21 protein-coding genes are annotated in these 24,283 nt (G+C 68.3%); 12 read left to right on the top strand and 9 right to left on the bottom strand.

The genetic code is table 11. The features are described 5' to 3' along the window. Positions 1 to 153: 153 nt before the first annotated feature. Positions 154 to 996, top strand: coding sequence for a PEP-CTERM sorting domain-containing protein (locus tag VHC04_RS03445; RefSeq protein ID WP_325677966.1), 843 nt, complete (start codon positions 154 to 156; stop codon positions 994 to 996). Positions 997 to 1,166: 170 nt separating this feature from the next. On the opposite strand, the gene VHC04_RS03440 is transcribed toward VHC04_RS03445, so the two are convergent. Next, on the bottom strand, positions 1,167 to 1,922 hold the full coding sequence (locus VHC04_RS03440) for an SDR family NAD(P)-dependent oxidoreductase (protein ID WP_325677964.1): 756 nt from the start codon (positions 1,920 to 1,922) through the stop codon (positions 1,167 to 1,169). A 102-nt stretch (positions 1,923 to 2,024) separates the two neighbouring features. Here VHC04_RS03440 and VHC04_RS03435 point away from each other — a divergent pair, with 102 nt between their 5' ends. Together VHC04_RS03435 and VHC04_RS03430 are read left to right on the top strand one after the other, a co-directional pair. Continuing rightward, positions 2,025 to 3,062, top strand: coding sequence for a zinc-dependent alcohol dehydrogenase (locus VHC04_RS03435; protein WP_325677962.1), 1,038 nt, complete (start codon positions 2,025 to 2,027; stop codon positions 3,060 to 3,062). A gap of 96 nt (positions 3,063 to 3,158) precedes the next feature. Beyond that, positions 3,159 to 4,166 carry a C-terminal binding protein gene (locus VHC04_RS03430; RefSeq protein WP_325677960.1) on the top strand — a complete coding sequence of 336 codons (1,008 nt, stop codon included), beginning with the start codon at positions 3,159 to 3,161 and terminating at the stop codon, positions 4,164 to 4,166. Between the two features lie 14 nt (positions 4,167 to 4,180). Here the strand turns inward: VHC04_RS03430 and VHC04_RS03425 are convergent, their stop codons facing one another. Both VHC04_RS03425 and VHC04_RS03420 read right to left on the bottom strand, forming a co-directional pair. Then, entirely contained in the window at positions 4,181 to 4,594 is a 414-nt protein-coding gene (locus VHC04_RS03425) for a DUF805 domain-containing protein (RefSeq protein WP_325677958.1), read from the bottom strand. Positions 4,595 to 5,244: 650 nt separating this feature from the next. Beyond that, a complete protein-coding gene (locus tag VHC04_RS03420; protein ID WP_325677955.1) occupies positions 5,245 to 5,946 on the bottom strand; it encodes an ATP-binding protein in 702 nt (233 codons plus the stop codon). A gap of 268 nt (positions 5,947 to 6,214) precedes the next feature. On the opposite strand from VHC04_RS03420, the gene VHC04_RS03415 reads away from it, so the two are divergent. From VHC04_RS03415 to VHC04_RS03405, 3 genes are all read left to right on the top strand, one after another. Continuing rightward, entirely contained in the window at positions 6,215 to 7,138 is a 924-nt protein-coding gene (locus tag VHC04_RS03415) for a DUF6502 family protein (RefSeq protein ID WP_325677953.1), read from the top strand. 38 nt (positions 7,139 to 7,176) lie between these two features. Further along, a complete protein-coding gene (locus VHC04_RS03410) occupies positions 7,177 to 8,790 on the top strand; it encodes a DUF5666 domain-containing protein (protein ID WP_325677951.1) in 1,614 nt (537 codons plus the stop codon). 93 nt (positions 8,791 to 8,883) lie between these two features. Continuing rightward, the gene (locus tag VHC04_RS03405; RefSeq protein WP_325677948.1) at positions 8,884 to 10,533 is read left to right on the top strand and encodes a hypothetical protein; all 1,650 of its coding nucleotides are present in this window, start codon (positions 8,884 to 8,886) and stop codon (positions 10,531 to 10,533) included. A gap of 63 nt (positions 10,534 to 10,596) precedes the next feature. Here VHC04_RS03405 and VHC04_RS03400 read toward each other — a convergent pair whose 3' ends face one another. Further along, positions 10,597 to 10,884, bottom strand: a complete 288-nt coding sequence (locus VHC04_RS03400) for a hypothetical protein (RefSeq protein WP_325677946.1) — start codon at positions 10,882 to 10,884, stop codon at positions 10,597 to 10,599. Between the two features lie 2 nt (positions 10,885 to 10,886). Beyond that, a complete protein-coding gene (locus VHC04_RS03395; protein ID WP_325677944.1) occupies positions 10,887 to 11,555 on the bottom strand; it encodes an aspartate/glutamate racemase family protein in 669 nt (222 codons plus the stop codon). Positions 11,556 to 11,696: 141 nt separating this feature from the next. Between VHC04_RS03395 and VHC04_RS03390 the strand changes: the two genes are divergently transcribed. Continuing rightward, entirely contained in the window at positions 11,697 to 12,587 is an 891-nt protein-coding gene (locus tag VHC04_RS03390; RefSeq protein ID WP_325677942.1) for a TauD/TfdA dioxygenase family protein, read from the top strand. 12 nt (positions 12,588 to 12,599) lie between these two features. Beyond that, positions 12,600 to 13,796: a formyl-CoA transferase gene (locus tag VHC04_RS03385; RefSeq protein ID WP_325677940.1), complete on the top strand. Its 1,197-nt coding sequence runs from the start codon at positions 12,600 to 12,602 to the stop codon at positions 13,794 to 13,796. Between the two features lie 34 nt (positions 13,797 to 13,830). Here the strand turns inward: VHC04_RS03385 and VHC04_RS03380 are convergent, their stop codons facing one another. After that, positions 13,831 to 14,781 (bottom strand): DUF2167 domain-containing protein, encoded by a 951-nt coding sequence (locus VHC04_RS03380; RefSeq protein ID WP_325677938.1) that lies wholly within the window; start codon positions 14,779 to 14,781, stop codon positions 13,831 to 13,833. A 423-nt stretch (positions 14,782 to 15,204) separates the two neighbouring features. Here VHC04_RS03380 and VHC04_RS03375 point away from each other — a divergent pair, with 423 nt between their 5' ends. The 3 genes from VHC04_RS03375 (at position 15,205) to VHC04_RS03365 (ending at position 18,906) form a co-directional block, all read left to right on the top strand. Continuing rightward, entirely contained in the window at positions 15,205 to 16,392 is a 1,188-nt protein-coding gene (locus VHC04_RS03375; RefSeq protein ID WP_325677936.1) for an iron-containing alcohol dehydrogenase, read from the top strand. Positions 16,393 to 16,396: 4 nt separating this feature from the next. Beyond that, positions 16,397 to 17,161 (top strand): SDR family NAD(P)-dependent oxidoreductase, encoded by a 765-nt coding sequence (locus VHC04_RS03370; protein ID WP_325677934.1) that lies wholly within the window; start codon positions 16,397 to 16,399, stop codon positions 17,159 to 17,161. Between the two features lie 131 nt (positions 17,162 to 17,292). After that, positions 17,293 to 18,906, top strand: a complete 1,614-nt coding sequence (locus VHC04_RS03365) for an FAD-dependent monooxygenase (protein WP_325677932.1) — start codon at positions 17,293 to 17,295, stop codon at positions 18,904 to 18,906. 114 nt (positions 18,907 to 19,020) lie between these two features. Here the strand turns inward: VHC04_RS03365 and VHC04_RS03360 are convergent, their stop codons facing one another. Further along, complete coding sequence (locus VHC04_RS03360) at positions 19,021 to 20,094, bottom strand: NAD(P)-dependent alcohol dehydrogenase (protein WP_325677930.1); 1,074 nt, start codon at positions 20,092 to 20,094, stop codon at positions 19,021 to 19,023. Positions 20,095 to 20,223: 129 nt separating this feature from the next. Between VHC04_RS03360 and ftsH the strand changes: the two genes are divergently transcribed. Further along, on the top strand, positions 20,224 to 22,056 hold the full coding sequence (ftsH, locus tag VHC04_RS03355; protein ID WP_325677928.1) for an ATP-dependent zinc metalloprotease FtsH: 1,833 nt from the start codon (positions 20,224 to 20,226) through the stop codon (positions 22,054 to 22,056). A gap of 171 nt (positions 22,057 to 22,227) precedes the next feature. On the opposite strand, the gene VHC04_RS03350 is transcribed toward ftsH, so the two are convergent. Beyond that, positions 22,228 to 23,442 carry an ABC transporter substrate-binding protein gene (locus VHC04_RS03350; protein WP_325677926.1) on the bottom strand — a complete coding sequence of 405 codons (1,215 nt, stop codon included), beginning with the start codon at positions 23,440 to 23,442 and terminating at the stop codon, positions 22,228 to 22,230. 85 nt (positions 23,443 to 23,527) lie between these two features. Continuing rightward, positions 23,528 to 24,160, bottom strand: a complete 633-nt coding sequence (gene upp, locus VHC04_RS03345; protein WP_325678263.1) for a uracil phosphoribosyltransferase — start codon at positions 24,158 to 24,160, stop codon at positions 23,528 to 23,530. Positions 24,161 to 24,283 lie beyond the last annotated feature (123 nt).

The following is a 24,283-nucleotide window of genomic DNA, read 5'->3' as shown; positions in this document are numbered from 1 at the left end:
TGGCAAAGATATGCTTTCGCAAAGATATGCTTTGGCAGAAACGCACTTTGACAATCATGTGCTTGTCAATGGCGGACGATCGAATGGACCGGTTGCCGGGTGGTCCGGTGGTCCGGGTAATCACATCTCGCGGGTCGCAGGGAGGATGGCGTCATGACTGTAACGACACCCAGGTTGGTTTTTACCACGGTCACGGCAATCGGGCTTGCCTTGGGAATGGCCGGGACGTCCAAGGCGGATGTCCTGCCGGTGCAGAACCTGCAGTTCGTTGGCAATCCCATGACTCAGGCGAAGGAATTCTTCAGCACGGTGGCACCGACCGGCTGGTCGACTGGCGCGGCTGGTGCGGGGGGATCCCTGACCTATGTCGGCCAGCAGGGTTCCGAGGGCTATACTGGCACGGGCGGCAATATCTATCCGGTTTACACCAATCCCGGATTTTCGGTGACCGTTCCAGCCGGAACGAATTTCTTCCAGGCGGACGGCAATCCGGAGTTTGAAGACACGATCTTCCAGACGATTTCGGGGTTGACGGCCGGCACGACCTACACGCTGCAGTTCCAGCAGGCAGCCGGCCAGCAGGTGGGCTTCACGGGCGACACGACCGAGCAGTGGAAGGTCTTCCTGGGTGTGGGCGGCATCGGCGTCAGTTGCTCGACGAACCCCTGCACCGTGACCGGGACCGCCAACAACGAAGAAGAAGATTCGCCGTTGATGAGCACGGCATCCGGGCAGAATGTCGACTGGAACAATGTCGAACTGACCTTCACCCCGACCGCGGATGAACTCGACAACGGAACAGCGGTCCTGACGTTCCTGGCCTGGGGCGACGGTGGCAACACGACCAATCTTCCGCCGACCGTCTTCCTGGAAGGCGTGAACACGACACCGATCCCGGCGCCGGAGCCCACGACGCTGTCGCTTCTGGGGGCCGGCATGATCGGTATCGGCGGGCTGGTGCGGCGCCGCCGCGCGAAGCGCCGTGCCGCCGAGTAATCCCGACTCGCATGGCGCCAAGCAGCATCGCCGTTAAAGCGCGATCGCCTGAAGCCGGCGGTTGGAAGGCCTGAATCGCGCTGTTGAATCAAAGAGTTGATAAAGCATGACAGGGGCGACCTGACCCTGTCATGCTTTCGCCGTTGCTGTCCCGTCATGGCGGGCGCGGATCAGATCACCAATCCGCCGGACACATGGATTGTCTGGCCGGTGATATACCCGGCCGCGGCAGAGGCCAGGAACGCCACCGCCGCGGCCACCTCGGCCGGCTCCCCCACACGCCCGAGCGGCACGCGCGCGAGTTGTGCCGCCTGGGCACCGGGCGCCATCGCGCGGTGGGCACCGCTGTCCTTGCGGATGAAGCCGGGCACCACCGCGTTGACCGTCACCCTGTCCGGCGCCAGCTCGATCGCCAGCGCCCGCACCAGCGCCTCCAGCCCCGCCTTTGCCGCCGCCGAGGCGGGAAATGTCGTGATATCCGGCCGGAACGCATGCGCGACGAAGCTGGACACGGCAATCACCCGCGCATCCGGATGCTCTCGAAGGTGTGGCCGCGCGGCGGCGCTGAGGCGGAAGAAGGCACCCTGGATGGCCTGTGTCGACGCCGTCAGCGCCGTGTCGGTCAACGCGGCGATCGGCGTGCGGTCGGCGAAGCCGGCATTGCTGACCAGCACGTCCAGCCGGCCGAAGGCCTGCACCGCGGCACCGACGACCGCGTCCGCCGTGGCCGGCTCCGCCAGGTCGCCGAGCGCCACCGCCGCCAGGCCGCCAGCGGCGCGGACCTCGGCCGCCACCGCCTCGGCGCCGTCGCGGTTGCGGCGGGTATGCACCAGGATGGCCGTGTCCGGACCCGCCATGGTCCGGCAGATGGCGGCGCCGATGCCGGTGGCGGCGCCGGTGACCAGGATGCTGCGTCGTGTGTCCATGAAGCGCAGCCTGGCGCCAAGCAGCGCCGGCTGGCAAGCCGCCGGCTGGCTTTCGGGCCATCGGTCTGCCAAGGTCGCGCCAGCGGGAGGAACGAGACGACCATGCGCAGCCTTGTCTTTGCCGAACCCGGCCAGCCGCTGCGGCCGGAGGATCGGCCGGTGCCGGAACCGGAGCCGGGGGACCTGATCGTCAAGGTGGCCTATTGCGGCATCTGTGGATCGGACGTGCATGCGACCGATCCGGGCCCGTTCCAGATCGCCGCCGGCACGGTGCTGGGGCACGAGTTCTCCGGCGAGGTCGTCGATTCCCGCGCGGACGGCTTCGTGGCCGGGGATCGTGTGATCGGCATCCCGGTGCGGCCTTGCGATCCGTGCCGGGCGGAGAGCGGGGAATGCCGGGACGGCATGGGGATTCGCTGCCCGAATGCGCGCGTGATCGGCATGTCGCCGGGCATTCCCGGCGGCTATGCGGAATTCGTCCGCATCGGCGCGCGGCAGGTGCTGAAAGTACCGGACGGGGTCGGCGACAAGGCGGCGGCTCTGGTGGAGCCGTTGGCGGTCGGTGCCCATGCGGTGCGCGCGGCCGGGCCGCTGCTGGGCCGCCGCGTGCTGGTGATCGGCGCCGGGCCGATCGGCAACGCCACCGCGCTGTTTGCCAGGGCGGCCGGTGCCCGCGACGTCGTCGTCAGCGAACTGGATCCGACCCGGCGCGCGCGGGCCCGGCGGCTGGGCGCCACCGCGGTGGCCGATCCCGCCGCCGAACCGCTGGACCAGGCCTTCGCCGGCCTGACCGGCGGGCCGCCGGAGGTGATCTTCGAATGTGTCGGCGCCGCCGGTCTGATCCAGCACTGTATCGAGCTGGCCGCACCGACCGGCACGATCGTCATTGTCGGCGTCTGCCGGGTCGAGGACCGGATGTTCCCCCGCCGCGCGATCACCAAGGAGCTGCGGCTGCAGTTCGTGCTGGGCTATGTGCCGGACGATTTCGCCCTGGCGCTGGACCTGCTGCGGTCGGGCCGCTTCGATGCCGATGCCATGGTCTCGGACGTCGTTTCCTTCGCGGAACTGCCGACGCTGTTCGAGGCGCTGCGGCGGCCCAACCCGCACGGCAAGGTTCTGCTGGACCCGACCAGGCAATGAACCCGACCAGGCAATGAACCTGATCGCGCAATGAACCCGGATGGGCAATAAATATATCCCCCTCGTTTCCCGTGAACCGAAAGGCTGAGAACCAGGATGCCCACCGTCCTTTATTCCGAAAACGTCTACCCCGATGACAGTGTCGAGCGCCGTATCTACGGCTCTGACGTGCGGTACATCTTTCCGAAGCCGACCAACGGGCTCGCCGACCTGCCGGATGCGGACTGCGCCGCGGCCGACGGGCTGATGATCCTGCGCTACAAGGTGTTCGCCAAGGACCTGGAGCGGTTTCCGAACCTGAAGGCGATCTGCCGGATGGGCGTCGGCTACGACAACCTGGATCGCGTGGCGGCGGCGGAACGCGGCATCATGATCCTGAACGTGCCCGATTACGGCACCACGGAGGTTGCCGACCACGCCATGTCGCTGGCATTGGCGCTGCGCCGCGGGCTGCTGCTGCATCATGAGCTGCAGCGCAACGATCCGCCGGCCGCCTGGCGCTATGTGGACGACCCGCTGATCCGGCGGTCCAACGTGCAGACCTTCGGCATCGTCGGCATGGGCCGCATCGCCACCGCCGTTGCCCTGCGCGCCAAGGCCTTCGGTTTCCGCGTCGTGTTCTTCGATCCCTATCTGCCGAACGGCGTGGAACTCGGCCTGGGGATCGAGCGGGCGCCGACGCTGGAGGCGCTGCTGCGGCAGACCGACACGCTGTCGGTGCACGCGCCGCTGACCCGCACCACGCGCAACCTGCTGGGCCTGAAGGAGCTGTCGCTGCTGCCCAAGGGCGCGGTGGTGGTGAACACCGCGCGTGGCCCGATCATCGACATCGATGCGCTGGCGACTCTGTTGAAAAGCGGCCACCTGGCCGGTGTCGGCCTGGACGTGGTGCCGGTGGAGCCGCCGGTCGAGCCGGTGCCGGAACTGATGCGCGCCTATCGCGCTCGTGAGCCCTGGACGCTGGGCCGGCTGATCATCACCCCGCACTCGGCGTTCTATACGCCGCAGGCCTGGGACGATATCCGCAGCAAATCGGCCGAGACGATGCGCGCGGCGCTGGTCGGCCCGCGGCCGCAGAACGTCATTCCGCCGGAAAGCGATTGATCGCGGGCGGCGCGTTACCCGCGTGACGGCACGGCAGGCGGTCCGAAGCGGTTCGGGCCGTCCGTTCCGCGCTTGAACAGCAGCCAGATGCCGACGCCGAATTCGAACGCCGCCAGCAGGACCGCGAAGCCGTGCGACAGACCCTGCAGCACGCCGCCAAGCGCGCTGAGGCCGTAAATCCACCACAGGTGATGGGCTGAGAGATCCATGTCATGCAGCCGCTTCGCGGCCAGGGCCACGCCGCACCAGACCATGCTGACGAAGCCGGCGGAGGCCAGGACCGTGCCGGGAATGACCAGCGGTGTCTCCGTCGCCAGCCCGGCGCCAATGCCCATGATGATGCCGTTCAGCAGCACCGCCAGCAGCCCGTAGCCGAAATAGCGCAACCGGCCGATGCGGCCCTCAAAGCTGTAGAGCGTCGTTCTCAACACAGGCACGGTCCCCCTGGCCCGCACGCCAGGGTGGCATGGTGGCGACCGGACCGCAATCAAAACGGCAGCGGTGCGCGCCCGCGCTCCGATCGGGGGATCGCGGAGGATGGCGGGGCGCCCCTGATCCTGTCATGCCGCGGGATCGGCCCGCTGCCAAATCTGGGTCGCCAATCTGGTTGCCAATCGGGAAGGACAACGCCATGAAAAGGACAACGCCATGAAGCTGGAACGCGGCTGCTATTGCTGAGATATCCGCTCTGTCGCCGAGGGCGAACCGGTGCTGAAGGGGGAGTGCCCTTGCCGGGAATGCCGTCCATGACCGGTGGCTCGCCGAACGTCTTCGTTGCCATGCCGGCGAAGCGATTCCGTTTCATGACAGGAACGCCAAAGCCGTTCACCCGCGCGATGTCGGGATGCCGGTCACCCGTGGGTTCGGCCCGAGCCGCGGCACCCATCTCATCACGCGGCCGTCACGGATGCAGGCGGCCATCATCTCGCTGGAACGATCCGGAACAGTCCGGCCTCGGCCCGCGGCAGCCCCGCCTCATTGCACTACAGATATCAGGCCGTTCCGCCAAGGAGGTTCAATCCAACTCAAGCTCGGCCCAACTCAAGCTCGGCCCAACTCAAGCTCGGCTCTGCTGCGCTCAGCCCCAGTTCGGCAGCTCCAGCGTCGCGATGGTGCCGTCGGACGATTCGAGGGTGAGGGACCCGCCATGCATTTCGGCAAAGCTATGCGCCAGGGACAGCCCCTCGCCACGGCGCGGCGTCCCGGCAAACCCCCATCCATTGTCGGTGATGGTCAAGGTTGTCGTCCGGGCATCCGTCACCAGCCGCACGGCGATCCGGCCGGCGGGGCGGCCCTTCATGCCATGTTTCATCGCGTTGCCGATCAATTCATGGGCGGAGCGGATCACCGCCTCCCGCAGATGTGCCGGGCACAGGCCCTTGACCGACACGCCGACACGGACCTTCTGGCCGTTCGCGCTCAGCAGATCGACCACGGCGCCAGCCAGCTGCCGCAGGCGGGGCGCCATCGCCGCGGGTGCTTCCGTCAGGCCGAACAGGGCGTTGGAAATGGTGGCGGACAGGCAGATCCGATGCTCCAGCTCCCGCGCGATCTGCTCACCGGCAGGCGTGTCGAGCAGCCCCTCCGTCTCCCCGATCAAGCCGATCAGGCGCTGCAACGTGTTCTTGGTGTGGTGGCGAAGCTGGCGCAGGTCGATGTCCGGGTCGACCGCGGGATCGGCGATGGCCTCCGAGCGTGCGCGCGCGTCGAAGCGGAGCGTATCGGCGACAGCAGTGACTCCGAGCCGCGTTCGGTGCGCAGTGGCAGCGGCATAAGACATGAAAGCCTCCGTCTGAAGCCCCGACCTTGACCGAGGTCGCGATCAGGAGCGTGCAGTTTTTCGGCGAGGGACGAGCTTGAAACTCTCTGGCAGTAGCGGTTGCCGCAATGCATACTATTACGAGTTGCGTTCGACCCTCTCAGCGCGTCATGCAAACCCTATGTGGGAAAAATACCCACGTCAATTGGTTTCGAAAAATTTGTGGGTATTTTTCCCACAAACAGGTGTGCTAAAGACGAAACGGGGAGGGAGACTGGGTTGGATATGCATGCCGCCTGCTGAAAACCCTGTACCGGTCGCACCGGGTGCCCTGCTGGCGGCCTGCCGTCGGCTGCTGCGTCCGTTGGTGGTCATGATGATTCGCAGCGGCGTCACCCTGCCGGTGCTGAACGACATGCTGCGCGCGCTCTACGTCGATGTTGCGGCGACCGAGATCCTGACCGATCCCAAGGCACGCTCCGACAGCCGGATCAGCCTGGTCACCGGCATCCACCGCAAGGAAATTCGCCGCCTGCGCGATATTCCCCCCGAGCTGACCGAAACGCCCGAGGTGGTGACGGTCAGCAGCCAGATCATCGCGCGCTGGCTGGCCATGCCGCCCTTTACGGACGAGGCCGGCCGGCCGAGACCGTTGCCGCGCACCGGCAACGGGGCTGCGCACCCGGACGGCGCGCGGTCTTCCCCTGAAGCGGCGACCTCATCGCCGGCCTCCTTCGAATCGCTCGTCGCCTCGGTGACATCCGATATTCGTTCCCGGGTCGTGCTGGATGACTGGTTGAGCAAGGGCGTCGTCCGGATCGATGATCACGATCGGGTCGTTCTGAATGCCGATGCTTTCATTCCGAGGCCGGGCGCGGATGAGCAATTGTTCTATTTCGCCCGCAACCTGCAGGACCACGCCGCCGCCGCGGTGGCAAATATCAGTGCCGCCGAGAAGGCACCGTTCCTGGATCGCAGCGTGCATTACGACGGGCTGTCCGCCACGCAGGCGATCGAGCTGGAGGCGTATGCCCGCGCGGAAGCGATCCGGGTGTTGCTGGAGGTGAACCGGCGCGCGGCCAGCGTCGCGGGGGAGGGCGTGGTGCCGGCCCCGGCCGGGCGGCGGGTGAATCTGGGTATCTATCTTTATACGGATGTCGAACCGAGGGATGGCGCCTCCGCCGCTCCGGCCGCCGGATCGGAGGCGTCATGAGACCGCCGGTCCGGACCCCGCCGATGCGAAAGCCCCCGATGGGAAAGTCCCCGACGGGAAAGTCCCCGACGGGAAAGTCCCCGACGCGCTGGGCGCTGGTCGCCGCCGCCCTGGGCGGCCTGATCGGCTGCACCGATCGGCCGCCGCAGGTGACCCAGCTTCAGGTCGAGGCGTCCGTGCTGCAGCCCGGCGTCGTCTGCCGGGTGGGCAAGGATGGCGGGCCGCTGATGGCCGAACGGGGCATCGGCGGGACCGGCGCGTCCTTCGGCGACCAGTTGGCGGATCGCGGGATCGGCGGCACCGGCATCGTCGGCGTGGTGACCGGGTTCGCGTCGGTGTGTGTCGGCGGGCTGGAAGTGCGCTACGACGAGCGTGTCGCCGTCGACATGGATGGACGCGCGGCGACGACGGATCAGCTCCGCGTCGGCCAGGTCGTGGCGATCCGTGCCGCCGATCCGGCGGGCACCAGCCTGCCATCCTTCGCGCGCAGCATCTCGGTTCGCACCGAGGTCGCGGGACCCATCGAAGCTGTCGAGGTCGGGCAGAACGCCATCATGGTCGCGGGCCAGCGGGTCAGCGTCACCAACAGCACCTGGGGCGCCAACCGGTTCGGCCTGGGCGACTGGACCTCGGTCAGCGGGCTGCGCAAGGCCGATGGCACGATCGCGGCCAGCCGGCTGGACAGCGCGCCCGCCGGGCGGCTGTTCGTGCGCGGCGAAGTGCAGCGGCGCGACGGCGGCGTGTGGATCGGCGGGCTGCGGCTGCTGGGCGGACCCTCGGCGTCCCTGCAATCCGGCGACATCGTCGCCGCGACCGGCAGCTACCAGTCCGGTCAGCTGCAGGTCGCCGCGGTCAGCCCCGACATGCTGGCGGCCAGCCCGACCACCTATTTCGGCGGCACCGTCGACCAGCTCGTCGTGCAGGCCTTCGTGACCGTGGACGACAATTTCGTCTGGCTGGGAGACCGCGTGAAGTTGCGGCTGTCACCCGCCCTGCGGCAGCCGCGGCCCATGGCGGGCGATGCCATCGTCACGCTGGAACGCCAGTCGGACGGCCGTTTCCTCGCCACCGGCCTGCGGTATACGAAGTATCCCGCGGTGAGTGCCGAGGTCGCGAGCCTGAGCCATGCGTGGCATGTCGCCGCGTCGGCACCGCTGCCGGTACCGCCGATGCCGCCGGCATCGCCTGCTGCATTATTCCCCGGGTCGGCCGTGGCATCGGCGGCACCGGCGTCGGAGGCCGCGCAGCCGAACCCGGCCGAGGCTGGTGGGGAAATCCCAGCCGAAGTCCCCACCGCAGAAATCCCCACGCAAATTCCCACGCAGATTCCCACGCAGATTCCCATGCAGATTCCCACTGGGGTCCCGGTGGGAGCCAATGCGCCCGACAGGCTGTTGTCCCATCAGGCGGATCGGCCGGCCAATGCGGACGCCACGGAGCCGGCGCGGGACCCGGCGTCGATCCCGATCAGCTGCGCCACCTGCGGCCGCGCCGGGCGTGGCGGCCCGGTGCGGTGGTCAGAGCGGCATGATGCGCTGGCGGCCGCAAGGCCGTCCCACGCCGGCCGCGCGCTGGGGGCACCGGTCGCGGTCTTCTCTACCAGCAGCGCGCCGGCGGAGCCGGGCTCCGGCGGGGAGTCCCGGCCGCACTGATGGTTTCGGCTTGCCTGCCGGTCCCTCCCACGTGCCATAACGCCGGCACCGCGGCGGGGACGCGGCATTCGCAACACCTTGGCAAGGGATAGCATGCCTCAGGGGTCCACCGATCGGTCGGCGCAGCGGTCGAAGCCGTCCTACTATCTGACGAGTGACGGACGTGTGGTGTTCGGTCGCCGCCGGTCGCGCGCCATGTCCGTGCTGCTGGCCCTGCTGGCCGCCCTCATCGTCATCATGATGATCGGCCTGGCGGGTGTCGTGGTCGGACTCTGGCAGTTGGACAGGACGCCGCGGGAAGTGGCCGTGCTGCTGCGCCACCAGTCATTCGCCGGCTCCGCCACCGCCGCTCGGCTGGCCGAGGGTGTGGCCGATCATCTGGACGCGGCCGACACGCTGGGTCCGGCCGTCAAGCTGACCATACCGCGGCGCCTCGGCGCGTCGGCCGACCGGTCGGGCACGATGCCGGGCACCACGACGCCGGGCACCACGACGCCGGGCACTACGACGCCGGGCACTACGACGCCAGGTGCCACGACGCCGGGCACCACGACGCCAGGTGCCACGACGTCGGGCGGGATCGTCCGGATGGTATCCACCGTGGAGGAGCTGCGCAACGCGGTCGCTGCCTCCCTGCCGCGCGACATCATCCTGCTGGCCCCCGGGCACTACCGCATTGAGGGCAAGGGATTGCAGTTCGCCACCATCGGCAATCCCGATGGTCCGATCACGCTGCGCGCCGCCCGCCTGGGCGATGCCGTGATCGAGTCCAACGTGGTGGAGGCGTTCAACGTCACTGGCCCGTTCTGGCGGTTCGAAAACCTGGTGATGCGGGGCGTCTGCGCCGATCACAGCCAGTGCGAGCATGCGATCCATGTCGTCGGCGGCGCGACAGACGTGGTCATCCGCAACGACCGGTTCGAGGATTTCAACGCCCAGATCAAGATCAACGGCGATGGGGGGGATTGGCCGGATCGCGGTGTGATCGAGGGCAATACGCTGATCGACACCGCGCCCAGGCAGACCCGCGCCTCCATCGCGCCGATCGACCTCGTGGGTGCCAGCGACTGGCACGTCAGCGACAATGTCATTGCCGACTTTGCGCGCGGCGTCGCCGGCGGACCGACCTATGGCGGCTATTTCAAGGGTGCGGGCCAGCGGAACGTGTTTCAGCGCAACGTCGTCCTGTGCGCGTGGAAGCTGCGGGAGCCGCAAGGGGCGCGGGTCGGCTTCTCCCTGGGTGGTGGCGGCACCGACCCGGAGCTGCGGCGCGACCGCGGGACGACCGGCATGGAGCAGGTGGGCGGCGTCATTCGCGACAACCTGATCGCGTTCTGCTCCGACGCGGGCATCTACCTGAACCGGGCGGCTCGCTCCCGCGTCAGCCACAACACGCTGATCGACACGGCCGGTATCGACGGGCGCTTCGTGGAAACCTCGGGCGACGTCTTCGCCAACATCGTGGACGGTGTCGTGCGCGGCCGGGATGGTGCCACGCTGGCGGGCTGGGGCAACGTGTCGCCCATGCTGCTGCGCCTGTTCCTGGGGGACCATCCGGAGCGCGGCTATTACCGCGATCCCGCCGCGCTGGACCTGACCTGGACCGAACCGCCGGCCTTTCTGACGCCCGATCCGTCCGATACCGGGGTCGACCTGTGCGGCAGGCAGCGCGGGCCGATGACGCGGCCGGGCGCCTTCGACGACTTCACGGCCTGCACGAAGCCCGCCGAGCCAGGGAAATAGAAGGCGGGGAAATAGATAGAGGGCGAGGAAATAGCCGTCATCCGCTTGATGCCGGCGGGCGGCTCAGCCCGCCAGCAATTCGGATGCCAGCGCCGCCCATTCGGTATCCAGGCTGTCGGTGACGACCGCCCGCCCGGCGCGGTTGTACCAATAGCGGGCGTTGGCCAGGTCCGGCTCCTTGCGGTGCAGGTAGGCGTGGACCGCGCTGCCCAGCGGTCCGGGCTCCGCCTGCGCGCATTGATGCGCCCTGTCCCAATCGCCCTTGGCATCCCACCACAGCGCCTGCAGCGCCAGGCCGACCGGCGGCGGTTCCGGTGCCGCCAGGGACTGCCGGAAGGCGGTCAGGTCCATTGCTATTCCCCCCCGCGGCTGGCCTGCAGCAAGCGCCGCAACTTCTGAACCGCGCTGTCGGGCGTGGTCAGCACCCGCGTCCCGGTCGCCTTTTCGATCAGTGGCGCCGCGCGGGCCAGGCTGAACTGGCTCAGCGCGATCACATCGCAGCCCACCATGTGCTGCGCCGCCTTGACCGCCGCCGCGTCGTGTCCGGCCGCATCGCCACGATCCAGCGCGGCCAGCGCGCCCTCGGCGAAACAGGGCTCCAGGCTGATACCCGCGCCGCCGGCGACATGGAATTCCGGCGGCATCGATTCCAGCGTCGGCGGAAACGTGGCCAGCAGACCGATGCGGCCGGTCGGACCGGCCAAGGCAACGGCATCCTCGATCATCGCTTCGTTCGGCTTCAGCACCGGCATGGGAGCCAGCGCGTCGGCGCAGGCTTCGATGCATGGACCGAAGGCCGAACAGGTGAACAGGATTCCGTCGGCGCCGGTGGAGGCGGCATAGCGCGCCAAGGTGAGGAACCGGTCGGTCATCGCCGGGGTCAGGGCGCCGGCGCGCGCCAGATCGGCGGACAGCGAATCGTCCAGCAGATTCATCAGCTGCGCGCTCGGCCACAGGCGGGCGAACGCATCGGCGGTGGGCGCGATGGAATGCGACAGGGCGTGGATAAGGGCGATGCGCATGCCACGACAGTGCGCCCGCGCCGCGCCGCGTTCAAGAGCGCCGGGCACCACGGCCGGACGCCGGATGATGGACGCCGGGTGACGGGCAACGCTTGCGTGAGACGGCCAGGCTTCGCAGGATGTCGATGGGAGGGCCAGGCAATGCTGAGGCTGAACAAGGAACTGCATCCGGACTTCGCCGCCGAGGCGGCGCGGATCGATCTGGCGGCACCGCTGTCGGAGGCGGCGGTTGCCGATATTCAAGCCGCCATCACGCGGTATCCGGTCCTGGTGTTTCGCGATCAAAGCCTCACCGACATACAGTTGCGCGACTTCGCGGCCCGCTTCGGCCCGCTGGAAATCGGCCGTTCCGCCGCTCGGCCGGGCCGGCGCCGGCTGGCGATCCCGCAGATCGGCGATATCTCCAACCTGAATGAGGACCACGAGGTCAGGGCGCTGGACGACCGGCGCCGCCTGGACAGCCTGGGCAACCGGCTGTGGCACACCGATGCGTCCTATATGCCGGTACCGGTGGTGCTGGGCATGCTGCACGCGGTGACCCTGCCGCCGCCCAGCCCCTTCGGCAACGGCGAGACCGAGTTCGCCGACATGCGCGCGGCGTACGATGCGCTGACGGATCGGATGCGCGCCGCGATCGAGGACCTTGTCGTCGAGCATGACGTGTTCTGGTCCCGCGCGCAGATCGGCTTCACCGAATTCCCGGCCGGTGAGCGCGAGCAATATCCGCCGTCGCCGCAACGCCTGGTGCGGCGGATGCCGGATGACGGCCGCAAGACGCTGTATCTATCCGCGCATGCCTCGCACGTGGTGGGCTGGCCGGTGGCGGATGGCCGGTTGCTGTTATGGGACCTGACCGCCCATGCCACGCAGTCCCGCTTCGTCTACAGCCATGCGTGGCGGGTCGGTGACCTGGTGATCTGGGACAATCGCTGCACGATGCATCGCGGCCGTCCGCACGACGAGGGCCAGGCGCGCGACCTGCGCCGAGCCACCACGCTGGATACCGCACCGACCTTGGAACAAGCCGCATAGGGAACGAACCTGATGAGCCAGGCATTGAAGGGCATCCGCGTCATCGACATGACGCACAACCAGGCTGGTCCGGCCTGCGCGCAGATTCTGGGCTTCCTCGGCGCCGACGTGATCAAGCTGGAGGAACCCAGGGGCGGCGACGTGGCCCGCACCAACATGCGCGACCGGGCGGACAGCGACAGCCTGTTCTTCCTGATCCTGAACGCCAACAAGCGCAGCCTGACGCTGAACCTGAAGACCGAGGAGGGGAAGGAACTGTTTCGCAAGGTCATCGCCGAATCCGATGTGCTGCTGGAGAATTTCGGCCCCGGCGCGCTGGACCGGCTGGGCCTCGGCTATGACGCGCTGTCGAAACTGAACCCGCGGCTGATCTACGCCACGATCAAGGGCTTCGGCACCTACGGTCCCTATAGCGGCTACAAGAGTTTCGAGCCGATCGCCCAGGCGATGGGCGGCGCGATGGCGGTGACCGGTTTCCCCGAGAACCCGCCGACCTATGTGTTTCCGGCGATCGGCGATTCCGGCACCGGGATGCATATGGCCATCGGCATCCTGGCGGCGCTGCAGCAGCGGCACCAGACGGGGAAGGGACAGCATGTCGAGGTGTCCATGCAGGACGCGGTGGTGAACCTGATCCGTGTCAGCCTGCGAGACCATCAGCGGCTGGGCGGACCGCAGCCGCGTTCCGGCAACCAGCTTGGCCGCACCGTGCCGGGGACGACCTATCCCTGTGCGCCCGGCGGCCCCAACGACTATGTCTATATCTTCGCCCAGCCGCAGATGTGGAAACCGCTGCTGGGGGCGATGGGACGGGAGGACCTGGCCACCGATCCGCGCTTCGCCACGCCGGAGGCGCGGTGGGAGAACCGGGACGCGTTCAATGCCATCATGGCCGAGTGGACCCGTCAGCGGACCAAGCATGACGTGATGCGCGTGCTGGGCGAGGCCGGCGTCCCCAGCGGGGCATGCCAGGACACCGGTGAAGTGCTGGCCGACCCGCATCTGCGCGCGCGCGAGATGATCGTGGATATCGACTATCCCACCCGTGGCACCTACCAGACGGTCGGCTGCCCGATCAAACTGTCGGAATCGCCGGCGGAAGTGACACGTCCGCCATTGCTGGGCGAGCATTCCGCGGACGTCCTGCAGGCGCTTTGCGGCGTCGGGCCGGACGCGTTTGCCGCGTTGCGGGAGAGAGGGATCGTCTGACCGCGGCGCGCCGCCTACCACCGGCGGGCGCCGCCTACCACCGGCGGGCGTTGCGCCGCCGGTAGCGGTAGCCCCAGACCGCCAGCACCAGCAGGGCGAACGCGGCGATGCCGGCGCCGACCACCGGCACCACCTTGTCGGCGAACGCCGAGGGAACGACCTGTATCGGCGCGCGATGGAGCTCGTTCACGCGGAGGGCCTCGGCCAGGCCTTTCGTGTCGTGGGTCTTCGCCGCCAGGGCGTCATAGCCCTTGCCCGGATTGAAGGTCAGGCCAGCCAGGAAGACCTTCAGCATGGCCACCGCGGTCGCCGACTGTTCGGTATTGGCGAAGACCGTGACGCGGATGAAACCATCCCGCCCGAACGCGACGGCGTTGAAGGTGATTTCGCCGCTCGAGTTCTTCGGGGCACCCTTCGGCAGGATCAGTGCCGCCCAGATCACCTGGTGCGCCTTGGCGTCGTAGCTCGGCGGCTCGATCCAGCCGCGCACCTCGGTCGGCAGCTGCGGATACTGCTTGTTCTGTGCCGCGATGGTGCTGTCGATGCTGGCCAGCAGGTCGGCGGCCGACCAGGATTGCAGGTCATCGGCATCGATCGACGCGGACGGAACGTACTCGACCGTGCCCCAGAGATTGGCGCCGGACGGCAAGGGCGCGCGTATCAGGCCCAGCAGATATTTCGGGATGGGGATGCCGATCACTTCCAGCACCTGCTCCGCGGCATCCCGGTCCGGCAGGTAGTACAGCAGGTCCAGCAGGCGCAGCCTCGCGACGTCGCCCAGATCGGCCCGCGCCGGGGAGCCGAATGTGTGGCGGTCGGCGTTCATGAAGATGGCCTGGCGGTCGATTATTCCACCCGGCTTCATCGGCAGGGGTGTCTGCGCCCGCGCCGAAGAGCCGCCGAGCAGGCAGGCGAATAGACAGCAGGCAGCCAGCAGACAGCCGATGGGGCCGCACCGCATCGTTGAAATCAGTCGACGTCCCATCACTCTCTCTCGTCGGTTTCCGTCCTGGCGGCGGCACGCACACAGCCGCCGCGCTGCCGGCATCCGGCAGCGCGGATCGTGGCGCGGGCTGCCCCCGTGGCTCCAGCCTGCGGCCGCAGTCTAATGAACCTGCGGCGCAACCGGCAGCGAAAATCGGAGGCGGGCGCGAGGCGGTCCATAGGCCGCCCCGCGGGACACCGCCGCGCATGATGCCCCGCGCATGATGCCCCGCGCATGATGCCCAGGGTTGGGCCGTGCGGCACAGGTGACGGCACCGCGCCGGCGCGATAAACCCAGGGACGGTCCGCTTTTCGAACAAGGCCGGCCCGATCATCATGTGACACGCGGGACGGCCAATCGACGTCGCGCGCCTGACCGCCGGCCCTCATCGGCTCGGCCGTCCCCATCGCCTGGAGGAGCGTCATGAGCACCATCACCCTGAATTTCGCGTCGCCGCGGCTGCTGGTCGTGGCGGCGGGGGCCGTGAAGCAGATTGCCGACGTGATGGGGAAGTTCGGCTTGTCCCGCCCGCTGGTGGTGACGGACCCGTTCATGGTCGGCTCCGGCCATGTCCGGCATTGCCTCGATGCCCTGACGGCGGCCGGCATCGCGGTCAGCGTGTTCAGCGACACAGTGCCGGATCCGACCGATACGGTGGTGGAGGCGGGCGTCGCCATCCTCAACCGGGGGAACTTCGACTGCCTGATCGGCTTCGGCGGCGGCTCGCCCATCGACACGGCGAAGGCGATGGCGATCCTGGCGGCGGGCGGCGGCAAGATGCGGGACTATAAGGCACCGTTCGCCGCCGACCAGGGCAAGCTGCCGGTCATCGCCATACCGACCACGGCCGGCACCGGCAGTGAATGCACGCGGTTCACCGTCATCACCGACACCGAACGCGATGAGAAGATGCTGATCGCCGGCCTGGGCGCGCTGCCGCTCGCCGCGCTGGTGGATTACGAGTTGACTTTCTCGGTGCCACCTCGCACCACCGCCGATACCGGCGTGGACAGCCTGACCCATGCGCTGGAAGCCTATGTGTCCAAGCGGGCCAACCCGATCTCGGACGCGCTGGCGCTGTCGGCGATGACGCTGATCGGGGCCAATATCCGCACCGCCTACGCCGAACCCCGCAACGCCGCCGCGCGGGAGGCGATGATGCTGGGCGCCACCGAGGCCGGCTTGGCGTTCTCCAACAGCTCCGTCGCCCTGGTGCACGGCATGTCGCGCCCGATCGGCGCGCATTTCCATGTGCCGCACGGACTGTCCAACGCGATGCTGCTGCCGGCGATCACACGCTATAGCGTGCCAGGTGCCGAGGGACGCTATGCCGAGGCGGCCCGCCGCATCGGTTTCGCCGGACCGGACGACAACAACAGCGTCGCCGCCGCCAAGCTGGTGACCGGGCTGGAAGCGCTGAACAAGGAATTGTCGGTTCCCACACCTGCCGAATTCGGCATCAAGGAGGCTGACTGGAACGCCAAGATGGCGCTGATGGCGGACCAGGCGCTGGCCTCCGGCAGCCCCGGCAACAATCCGCGCGTCCCGACGGCGGCGGAGATTGTCAGCCTCTACCGCCAGGTCTGGATAGGCGCGGCGGCGAACGCATAACACCATGCAACTGCCGAGAATGCCGTCGATGCGGCTGGACGGACGGCGCGCGCTGGTCACCGGCGCGGGTCGCGGAATCGGCCTGGCCGCGGCGGCGGCTCTGGCCTCGGTCGGGGCGCATGTCACCCTGATCGCCCGGACCGGCGCGGAGGTCGAGGCCGCCGCGGCACAGATCCGGGCGGAGGGCGGCGCGGCGGCCGCGGCGGTGCTGGACGTGCTGGACCTGCCGGCGGTGGAAGCCTTCGTCGCGGCGGCCGAACCTTTCGACGTGCTGGTCAACAATGCCGGCACCAACCGTCCCAAGACGTTCCTGGACGTGACCGAGGACGACTACGACGCCATCACCGGCCTGAATCAGAAGGCAGCCTATTTCGTCGCCCAGGCCGTGGCGCGGCGGCTGGTGGCGGCGGCCAGGCCCGGCTCGATCATCCACATCTCCTCGCAGATGGGGCATGTCGGCGGACAGAACCGCACCGTCTATTGCATGACCAAGCACGGGATCGAGGGTCTGACCAAGGCGATGGCGATCGACCTGGCGCCGATGGGAATCCGGGTGAACTCGATCGGTCCGACTTTCATCGACACGCCGCTGACCCGGCCGTTCTTCCAGAACGCGGCGTTTCGGGACGACGTCCTGCGCCGCATCAAGCTGGGCCGGCTGGGGACGGTGGAAGACCTGATGGGCGCCATCGTCTATCTGGCGGGGGATGCCGCGGCGCTGGTCACCGGCACCGCGCTGCTGGTCGATGGGGGATGGACGGCCGACTGATGGCACCGCCCCACCGGTGGTTGCACCTGGCGGATCACACGCAAGCGTGACCCTGGCCGTGGCGCGCCTCGGTCATGATCGGGATCGATGGTTCGTCCCGTCTCGTTCCCCTCCCGTGAAGCAGGCCCGTCGTGTCGGATTCCCCCATTCTGATTGCCGGCGCCGGTCCGACCGGCCTCGTCCTTGCCCTCGCGCTCGCTCGGCGCGGCATACCGATACGCCTCATCGCCGAGGCGCCGGGACCCGGCGCGCACTCACGCGCCATGGCGGTCCACGCGCGCACGCTGGAATTCTATCGGCAGTTCGGCTTCGCCGACGAGGTCGTGGCGGAAGGGGTGGTGGCCGATGCCGTGCATCTGCGGGAGGTGGATGCCGAAGGCACCGGCATCGACGTCACGACATTCCGTTTCGATGACCTCGGCGGCGGCATCAGCCCGTACCCGTTCGTCCTCACCTACGCCCAGGACCTGCACGAACGTTTCCTGATCGGGAAGCTGGCGGGATTGGGCGTGCAGCCGGAATGGAACACGCGTCTCGAGGCCGTGGAGCTGACGTTGGGCAGCGCGCTGGCGCGGCTCCGGCTGCCGGACGGACGAGCAGAGGCGATGCGGGCGTCTTATGTCGCCGGCTGCGACGGCGCGCACAGCCAGGTCCGGCATTCCCTGGGGATCGGTTTCGCCGGCGGCACGTACGACCAGTTGTTCCATGTTGCCGATGTGCGGCTGGAAGGCCCGTTCGATCATGAATTGCAGGCCAATCTGGGGCCGCGAATCCTGGAGCTGGTGATGCCCGTCCGGGCGACCGGCATGAGCCGGCTGATCGGCCTGGTGCCGCCGCATCTGTCCAGCCGGTCCGACCTGACGTTCGACGATGTGCGGGGCCATATCGAGACGCTGATCGGCCGCCGGGTGATGGAGGTGAACTGGTTCTCCGCCTACCGTGTCCATCACCGGGTCGCCGACCATTTCCGCGTCGGGAGGGCGTTCCTGGCCGGCGACGCCGGCCATGTGCACAGTCCGGCCGGCGGCCAAGGCATGAACACCGGCATCGGCGATGCGGTGAACCTAGGGTGGAAGCTGGCGCAGGTCTGGCTGGGGCGGGCGCCAGACAATCTGCTGGACAGCTATGAGACGGAGCGGATCGGCTTCGCCCGCCGGCTGGTCGCGACGACCGACCGGGCGTTCCGGCCCATGGTGGCGCCCGGCCTGGGCGGCGAGGCCATGCGCCGTCTGGTGGCGCCGGTTCTGGCCAGCATCGCCTCGCATCTGGCCTTCGCGCGGCGGGCCCTGTTCCGCGCCGTCTCGCAGACGGAGATCCATTATCCGGACAGCGCCCTCAGCCGCGGACGTGCCGGAGATGTGCGCGGGGGCGATCGCCTGCCGTGGATCGCCGATCCCGACAACTTCGCGCCGCTGCGGTCGCTGGACTGGCAGGTGCATGTCTTCGCCGCGCCGGATGCGGCAACGCGGGGAGAGGCATCGCGGGATGACGCATTGCGGGATGAGGCGTTGCGGCCCTTGTGCGTGCAGGCCGGCCTTCCGGTGCATGCGTTGCCGTGGACACCGGCCGCCGCCAGCGCCGGTTTCGTCCAGGACGGCGTCTACCTGGTCCGGCCGGATGGCCACGTGGCCGTCGCGGCGGCCGGTGATGCCGCCGCGACCGGGATCGAGACCTTCCTGCGCGAAACCGGGCTTCAGGGCACCATCATGCCGGCCGTCGCGGCACGCCGCCGGGCGCACCGCTGATGGATGTCGCGATCCTGCCGCGCGTCGTCATCTGACGCGGCGACCACCTACGCGGCGACCACCAGACGCGGCGATGCGGGGCCGTTCCGATCCGCGCGCGGCCCCGACGGACTCCTATGGCGTGATCGCCACCTTGAGCACGCCGTCCCGCTGGTGGCCGAACAGGTCATAGGCGGCCTCGATGTCGTCCAGCTTGTAGCGATGGGTCACCAGCGGCTTCAGATCGACGCGGCCGGAGGCGATCACCGCCATCAGGCGCCGCATCCGCTCCTTGCCGCCGGGGCACAGCGTGCTGACGATCCTCAGGTCGGCCAGGCCGGCGCCGAAGGCGTCCAGCGGGATCTTCAGGTCGGTGGAATAGACGCCCAGGCTGGACAGCGTGCCGCCTGGCCGCAGCACCCGCAGCGCGCCCTCGAACGTCGTCTGGGTGCCCAGCGCCTCGATCGCCACGTCGACGCCGCGGCCATCGGTCAGCCGCATGATCGCCTGGACCGGGTCCTCGTTGCGGAAATCGACCGTGTGATCCGCTCCCAGGCCCCGGGCGACGGCCATCCGCTTGTCGATGCTGTCCACTGCAATGATGGTGGTTGCCCCGCTGAGCTTCGCGCCGGCCGTGGCGCACAGGCCGATCGGTCCCTGGGCGAACACCGCGACCGTGTCACCGATGCGGATGCCGCCGCTCTCGGCGCCCGAAAAGCCGGTCGACATGATGTCCGGGCACATCAGCACCTGCTCATCGGTCAGCCCGTCCGGCACCGGCGCCAAGTTGGCCATCGCGTCCGGCACCAGCACATATTCCGCCTGGCAGCCATCGATCGTGTTGCCGAACTTCCAGCCGCCGATCGCCTTGAACCCGTGCTTCGTGCCCGCGCCGTCCTGCGACAGGCAGCCGCACAGGCAGGCGTTGCTGTAGCCGCTGGGCGTGATCGCGCCGGCGATGACGCGCTGGCCTTCCGTGTAGCCGGTGACCGCGGATCCCAGCTTTTCGATGACGCCGACCGGCTCATGGCCGATGGTCAGGCGCCGGGCGACCGGGTATTCGCCCTTCAGGATATGGATATCGGTGCCGCAGATCGTGGTGGTGGTGATGCGCATCAGCGCGTCATTGGGTCCCACATCGGGGATCGGCTTCTCATCGAGCACGATACGGCCGGGTTCGATGAAGAGGGCGGCTTTCATCGTCTTCATAGCGTGGCTCCCTTTCCCGATATTGGGCGGCACCATACTGCGCCGCGCGGTTGCAAACGGCCTTGAGGTCCCTCAACTATTCGCGCGGCGTTTGGAAGAACGCGGGGATGCGATGACAGGCAGGCGGATGTGAAGAACTATCTCCCCGGCGTGTGGTGGTTGGCGATCATGCTGGGCCTGCTGGGCTTCAGCCTGCTAGGCCAGTTCTATGCCGTGCCGAACCCGGCCATTCCCTACAGCCAGTTCCAGAAGCTGCTGACCGAGGGCAAGGTCGCCCGTGTCGTGGTGGCCGGCGACGCGATCCGCGGCGAATACAAGGAAAAGCAGGCGGATGGCGCTACCGGCTTCACCACCCGCACCGTCCCGGCGGACCTGGCGGCGGAGCTGGCGAAGCAGGGTGTCGAGTTCACGGGTGAGCCGGCGACCTCGACACTGGGCACGGCACTCGGGTGGATTCTGCCGCCGCTGCTGTTCGTCGGCATCTGGATGCTGGCGTCGCGCGGCATGATGGGTGGCGGCGGCGGCGGGCTGATGGGCGGCGGGTTGTTCTCGGTCGGACGGTCCAAGGCCAAGCTGGTGGCCGAGACGGACGTCAAGGTGACTTTCGACGATGTCGCCGGCGTCGAGGAAGCCAAGACAGAGCTGCATGAGATCGTCGATTTCCTGAAGCGGCCGGAGGCGTATAGCCGGCTGGGCGCGCATATCCCGCGCGGCGTGCTGCTGGTCGGGCCGCCGGGCACCGGCAAGACGCTGCTGGCCCGAGCCGTGGCGGGCGAGGCGGGGGTGCCGTTCTTCTCGACCAATGGCGCCGAGTTCGTGGAAATGTTCGTCGGCGTCGGTGCCGCCAGGGTGCGGGATCTGTTCGAGCAGGCGCGCAAGCTGGCCCCGGCGATCATCTTCATCGATGAGCTGGACGCGCTGGGCCGCGCGCGCGGCGCGACACCGATGGGCGGCCAGGATGAGAAGGAGCAGACGCTGAACCAGTTGCTGGCCGAGATGGACGGTTTCGATCGCAGCGTCGCGGTGGTGATCCTGGCCGCGACCAACCGGCCGGAAATCCTGGATCCGGCGCTGCTGCGCGCCGGCCGGTTCGATCGCCAGGTGCTGGTGGACCGGCCGGAGCGGAAAGGCCGGATCGCCATCCTGACCGTGCATCTGAAGAAGTTGAGGCTGGCGCCGGACGTCGACCTGGAAGGGATCGCGGCGCTGACGCCGGGCTTCACCGGGGCCGACCTGGCGAACCTGGCGAACGAAGCCGCGGTGCGGGCGACGCGGCGCAATGCCGACTCCATCGCCATGGAGGATTTCACCGAGTCCATCGACAGGATCGTGGCGGGGCTGGAAAAGCGCTCCCGCGTGCTGATCCCGAAGGAGCGGCGGCAGGTCGCCTATCATGAGATGGGGCACGCACTGGTTGCGCTGGCGCTGCCGGGCACCGATCCGGTGCAGAAGATTTCCATCATTCCCCGCGGCATCGGCGCGCTGGGCTACACGATGCAGCGCCCGGCCGAGGACCGCTATCTGATGAGCGCGGCGGAGCTGGAAGCGCGCATGGCGGTGCTGATGGGCGGGCGTGCCGCCGAAATGATGCTGGGCGCGGATATATCCACCGGCGCGGCGGACGATCTCGCCAAGGCAACGGATATCGCGCGCGGCATGGTCATGCGCTTCGGCATGGACAGCGGACTCGGTCCGGTCGCGCTGGACACCGACCAGGGGCAGTTCCTGAACGATCCGGGGGCGTTCTGGCGGCCGCGGCGGTTCAGCGAGACGACGGCGCGCGAGGTGGACGAGGCGGTCCGCCACCTGCTGAAGCGGGCATTGGACCGTGCCGTGGCGATCCTGCGCGCGAACAAGGCGCAACTGGACGAAGGCGCCGCGGCGCTGCTGGCGCACGAGACCCTGACAGGCGAGGAGATCCCCAGGCCGCGGCCGGAGGCATCGCTGCTGCCGGCCGCCTGACGCGGCCATCCGCGCCCGCGCCGCTGCCGTCCGGGCATGGCCGGCGGCGTGAGCGTCCGTGCCGGCCGGGACGGGTCTCAGCGTGCGTGCCGGAACGTCTGCCAGTTTTGACGCCCCCGATGCGCGGACTGGCCGCGGCGCGCGGTCCTTGCGCGCGTCACGCCCGATCGATCATCCCATGTCGGCGGTCCCTTCCAGCACCTTGCCGAACAGGTCGAAACTCTCGCCGTTCCAGCGGGACAACTGCATCTGCCGGATCGGGTGGAAATTGGTCGGGCTGGTGTTGACCCGGATGCCCGGCAGCAGCACGGCCAGTTCCACGTCCTTCAGGTTCGCCGCCTGCCGCATGATGTTCGCGCGCGAAAAATCCGTGCCGCATTGTTTCAGTACCTGCCACAGGCAGGTCGTGACGCCGTAGCCGAACACCGGCCCGGCATCCGTCAGATCCGCGTCCGGCATGTATTTGGCCATGAAGGCGCGCCATTCGTTCATGCCCGGATCATTCTTCCACAGCGGATCGGTGGGGTCCTTCAGATAGCGCGCGGTGATCATGCCCAGCGCGTTCTGCTTGCCGGCCGGGGCGATCACCGAACCGACCGATATCGAAACATTTGTCATGAAATGCAGCGGCTTCCATCCAAGCTCGGCGATCTTGCGGATGGTCTGCGCGGCGAATTTCGGGGTCGCGGCGGTGATCAGCACGTCGGCGCCGGATCCCTGCAGCGCCACCGCCTGGGAATCGATCGTGGCATCAGTTATTTCATATGAGACGACCTTGACCACGTGCTTGTCGAAATCTGCGCCCAGCGCGTCCTTCACGCCGGCCGGATAGTCCTTTCCGAAATCGTCGTTCTGATACAGGACGCCGATCTTGCAATCCGGCTTCTGCTCCAGCGCGTAGCGCGTATAGATCTGCGCCTCGGTCCGGTAGCTTGGCTGCCAGCCCATGACCCAGGGCGCGTTCTTCGGATCGCCCCATTTGTTGGCGCCGCTGCCCAGGAAGATCAGCGGCACCCCCTTGCTGTTGGTGTATTTGGCGATGGCGGTGTTGGTTGGCGTGCCGATCGTGGCGAAGATGAAGGCGACATCATCCTGTTCCACCAGGCGCCGCACCATGTCGACGGTCTTCGGCGGGCTGTAGCCGTCGTCATAGGAGAGGTAGTTGATCTTCCGTCCGCCGACACCGCCCTGCTCGTTGATCATCTTGAACACGGCGGCTTCCGTCCGCGCGATGACGCCGTAGGCGGAGGCGGGGCCGCTATAGGCGGCGGTATTGCCGATCCGCAGCTCCGTTTCGGTCACGCCTGGCGTAGCCGCCGCCACGCTGTGCATGCGAAGCGGCACGGCGGCCGCGCCAAGCCCGGCAAGGACCGTTCGTCTCTTCATCGTTCAGCCTCCCCAATCTTATTGACGGGAAGGTTACACGATCTGCGTTCCGCGTGAACAGCGGAAAGGCCCGGCCGAGGGCGGATCAGCGGGTGCCGTAGAACCGGTCTCCGGCATCGCCCAGCCCGGGCCGGATATACCCGTTGGCGTCCAGCTCCCGGTCGATCGCGCCGGTGAACAGCGGCACGTCGGGATGCTCGGCGGTGAAGGTGGCGATCCCTTCGGGCGCCGCCAGCAGGCAGACGAATTTCAGCATCCTGACGCCGGCCTGCTTCAGCCGCGCCGCCGCCGTGGCCGCCGAGTGGCCGGTCGCCAGCATCGGATCGACCAGGATCACCAGCCGGTCCGCCACGTCGTTGGGCAGCTTCAGGTAGTATTCCACCGGTTGCAGCGTCGTGTGGTCGCGATACAGGCCGATATGGCCGACCCGGGCCGAGGGCAGCAGGTCCAGCATCCCCTCCAGGATGCCGTTCCCCGCCCGCAGGATCGATACGATGCACAACTTCTTTCCCGCCAGGTGCTCTGTGCGCATCGGCTCCAGAGGCGTTTCGATATCGATCGGTTCCAGCTTCAGGTCGCGGGTCACCTCGTACGCCATCAGCAGGCTGATCTCCCGCGCCACCTGGCGGAACTGGCCGGTGGAGGTGTTCCGGTCCCGCAACAGGGTCAGCTTGTGGCGCAGCAGGGGGTGGTCCAGAACCGTTACGTTCGACACGATGCCTGTCCTTTCGTCGGCGGCGCCGGCGGCTCCCGCTGTCAGCGCGCGCGGACGGCGATCCCTGGCGTCAGCGCCGCCGCCCGACATGGCGCCGCCCGCCGCGGCAAGCTACGCCGCCCGGTC

Origin of the sequence: Rhodopila sp. (assembly GCF_035548095.1) — a bacterium.
GTDB lineage: Bacteria > Pseudomonadota > Alphaproteobacteria > Acetobacterales > Acetobacteraceae > Rhodopila.
The sequence above is the reverse complement of the archived record's forward strand: the minus strand, read 5'-3'. Positions and strand labels throughout refer to the sequence as shown.

What these genes read in the sequence shown, in the direction of transcription:
- VHC04_RS03395 (WP_325677944.1), bottom strand. Translation starts at nt 11,555, where the DNA reads ATGCGCATCGCCCTTATCCACGCCCTGTCGCATTCCATCGCGCCCACC.
- VHC04_RS03375 (WP_325677936.1), top strand. Translation starts at nt 15,205, where the DNA reads ATGAGCACCATCACCCTGAATTTCGCGTCGCCGCGGCTGCTGGTCGTG.
- VHC04_RS03390 (WP_325677942.1), top strand. Translation starts at nt 11,697, where the DNA reads ATGCTGAGGCTGAACAAGGAACTGCATCCGGACTTCGCCGCCGAGGCG.
- VHC04_RS03410 (WP_325677951.1), top strand. Translation starts at nt 7,177, where the DNA reads ATGGGAAAGTCCCCGACGGGAAAGTCCCCGACGGGAAAGTCCCCGACG.
- VHC04_RS03430 (WP_325677960.1), top strand. Translation starts at nt 3,159, where the DNA reads ATGCCCACCGTCCTTTATTCCGAAAACGTCTACCCCGATGACAGTGTC.
- VHC04_RS03380 (WP_325677938.1), bottom strand. Translation starts at nt 14,781, where the DNA reads ATGGGACGTCGACTGATTTCAACGATGCGGTGCGGCCCCATCGGCTGT.
- VHC04_RS03400 (WP_325677946.1), bottom strand. Translation starts at nt 10,884, where the DNA reads ATGGACCTGACCGCCTTCCGGCAGTCCCTGGCGGCACCGGAACCGCCG.
- VHC04_RS03420 (WP_325677955.1), bottom strand. Translation starts at nt 5,946, where the DNA reads ATGTCTTATGCCGCTGCCACTGCGCACCGAACGCGGCTCGGAGTCACT.
- VHC04_RS03435 (WP_325677962.1), top strand. Translation starts at nt 2,025, where the DNA reads ATGCGCAGCCTTGTCTTTGCCGAACCCGGCCAGCCGCTGCGGCCGGAG.
- VHC04_RS03440 (WP_325677964.1), bottom strand. Translation starts at nt 1,922, where the DNA reads ATGGACACACGACGCAGCATCCTGGTCACCGGCGCCGCCACCGGCATC.
- VHC04_RS03360 (WP_325677930.1), bottom strand. Translation starts at nt 20,094, where the DNA reads ATGAAGACGATGAAAGCCGCCCTCTTCATCGAACCCGGCCGTATCGTG.
- VHC04_RS03415 (WP_325677953.1), top strand. Translation starts at nt 6,215, where the DNA reads ATGCCGCCTGCTGAAAACCCTGTACCGGTCGCACCGGGTGCCCTGCTG.
- VHC04_RS03370 (WP_325677934.1), top strand. Translation starts at nt 16,397, where the DNA reads ATGCAACTGCCGAGAATGCCGTCGATGCGGCTGGACGGACGGCGCGCG.
- VHC04_RS03385 (WP_325677940.1), top strand. Translation starts at nt 12,600, where the DNA reads ATGAGCCAGGCATTGAAGGGCATCCGCGTCATCGACATGACGCACAAC.
- VHC04_RS03405 (WP_325677948.1), top strand. Translation starts at nt 8,884, where the DNA reads ATGCCTCAGGGGTCCACCGATCGGTCGGCGCAGCGGTCGAAGCCGTCC.
- VHC04_RS03350 (WP_325677926.1), bottom strand. Translation starts at nt 23,442, where the DNA reads ATGAAGAGACGAACGGTCCTTGCCGGGCTTGGCGCGGCCGCCGTGCCG.
- VHC04_RS03445 (WP_325677966.1), top strand. Translation starts at nt 154, where the DNA reads ATGACTGTAACGACACCCAGGTTGGTTTTTACCACGGTCACGGCAATC.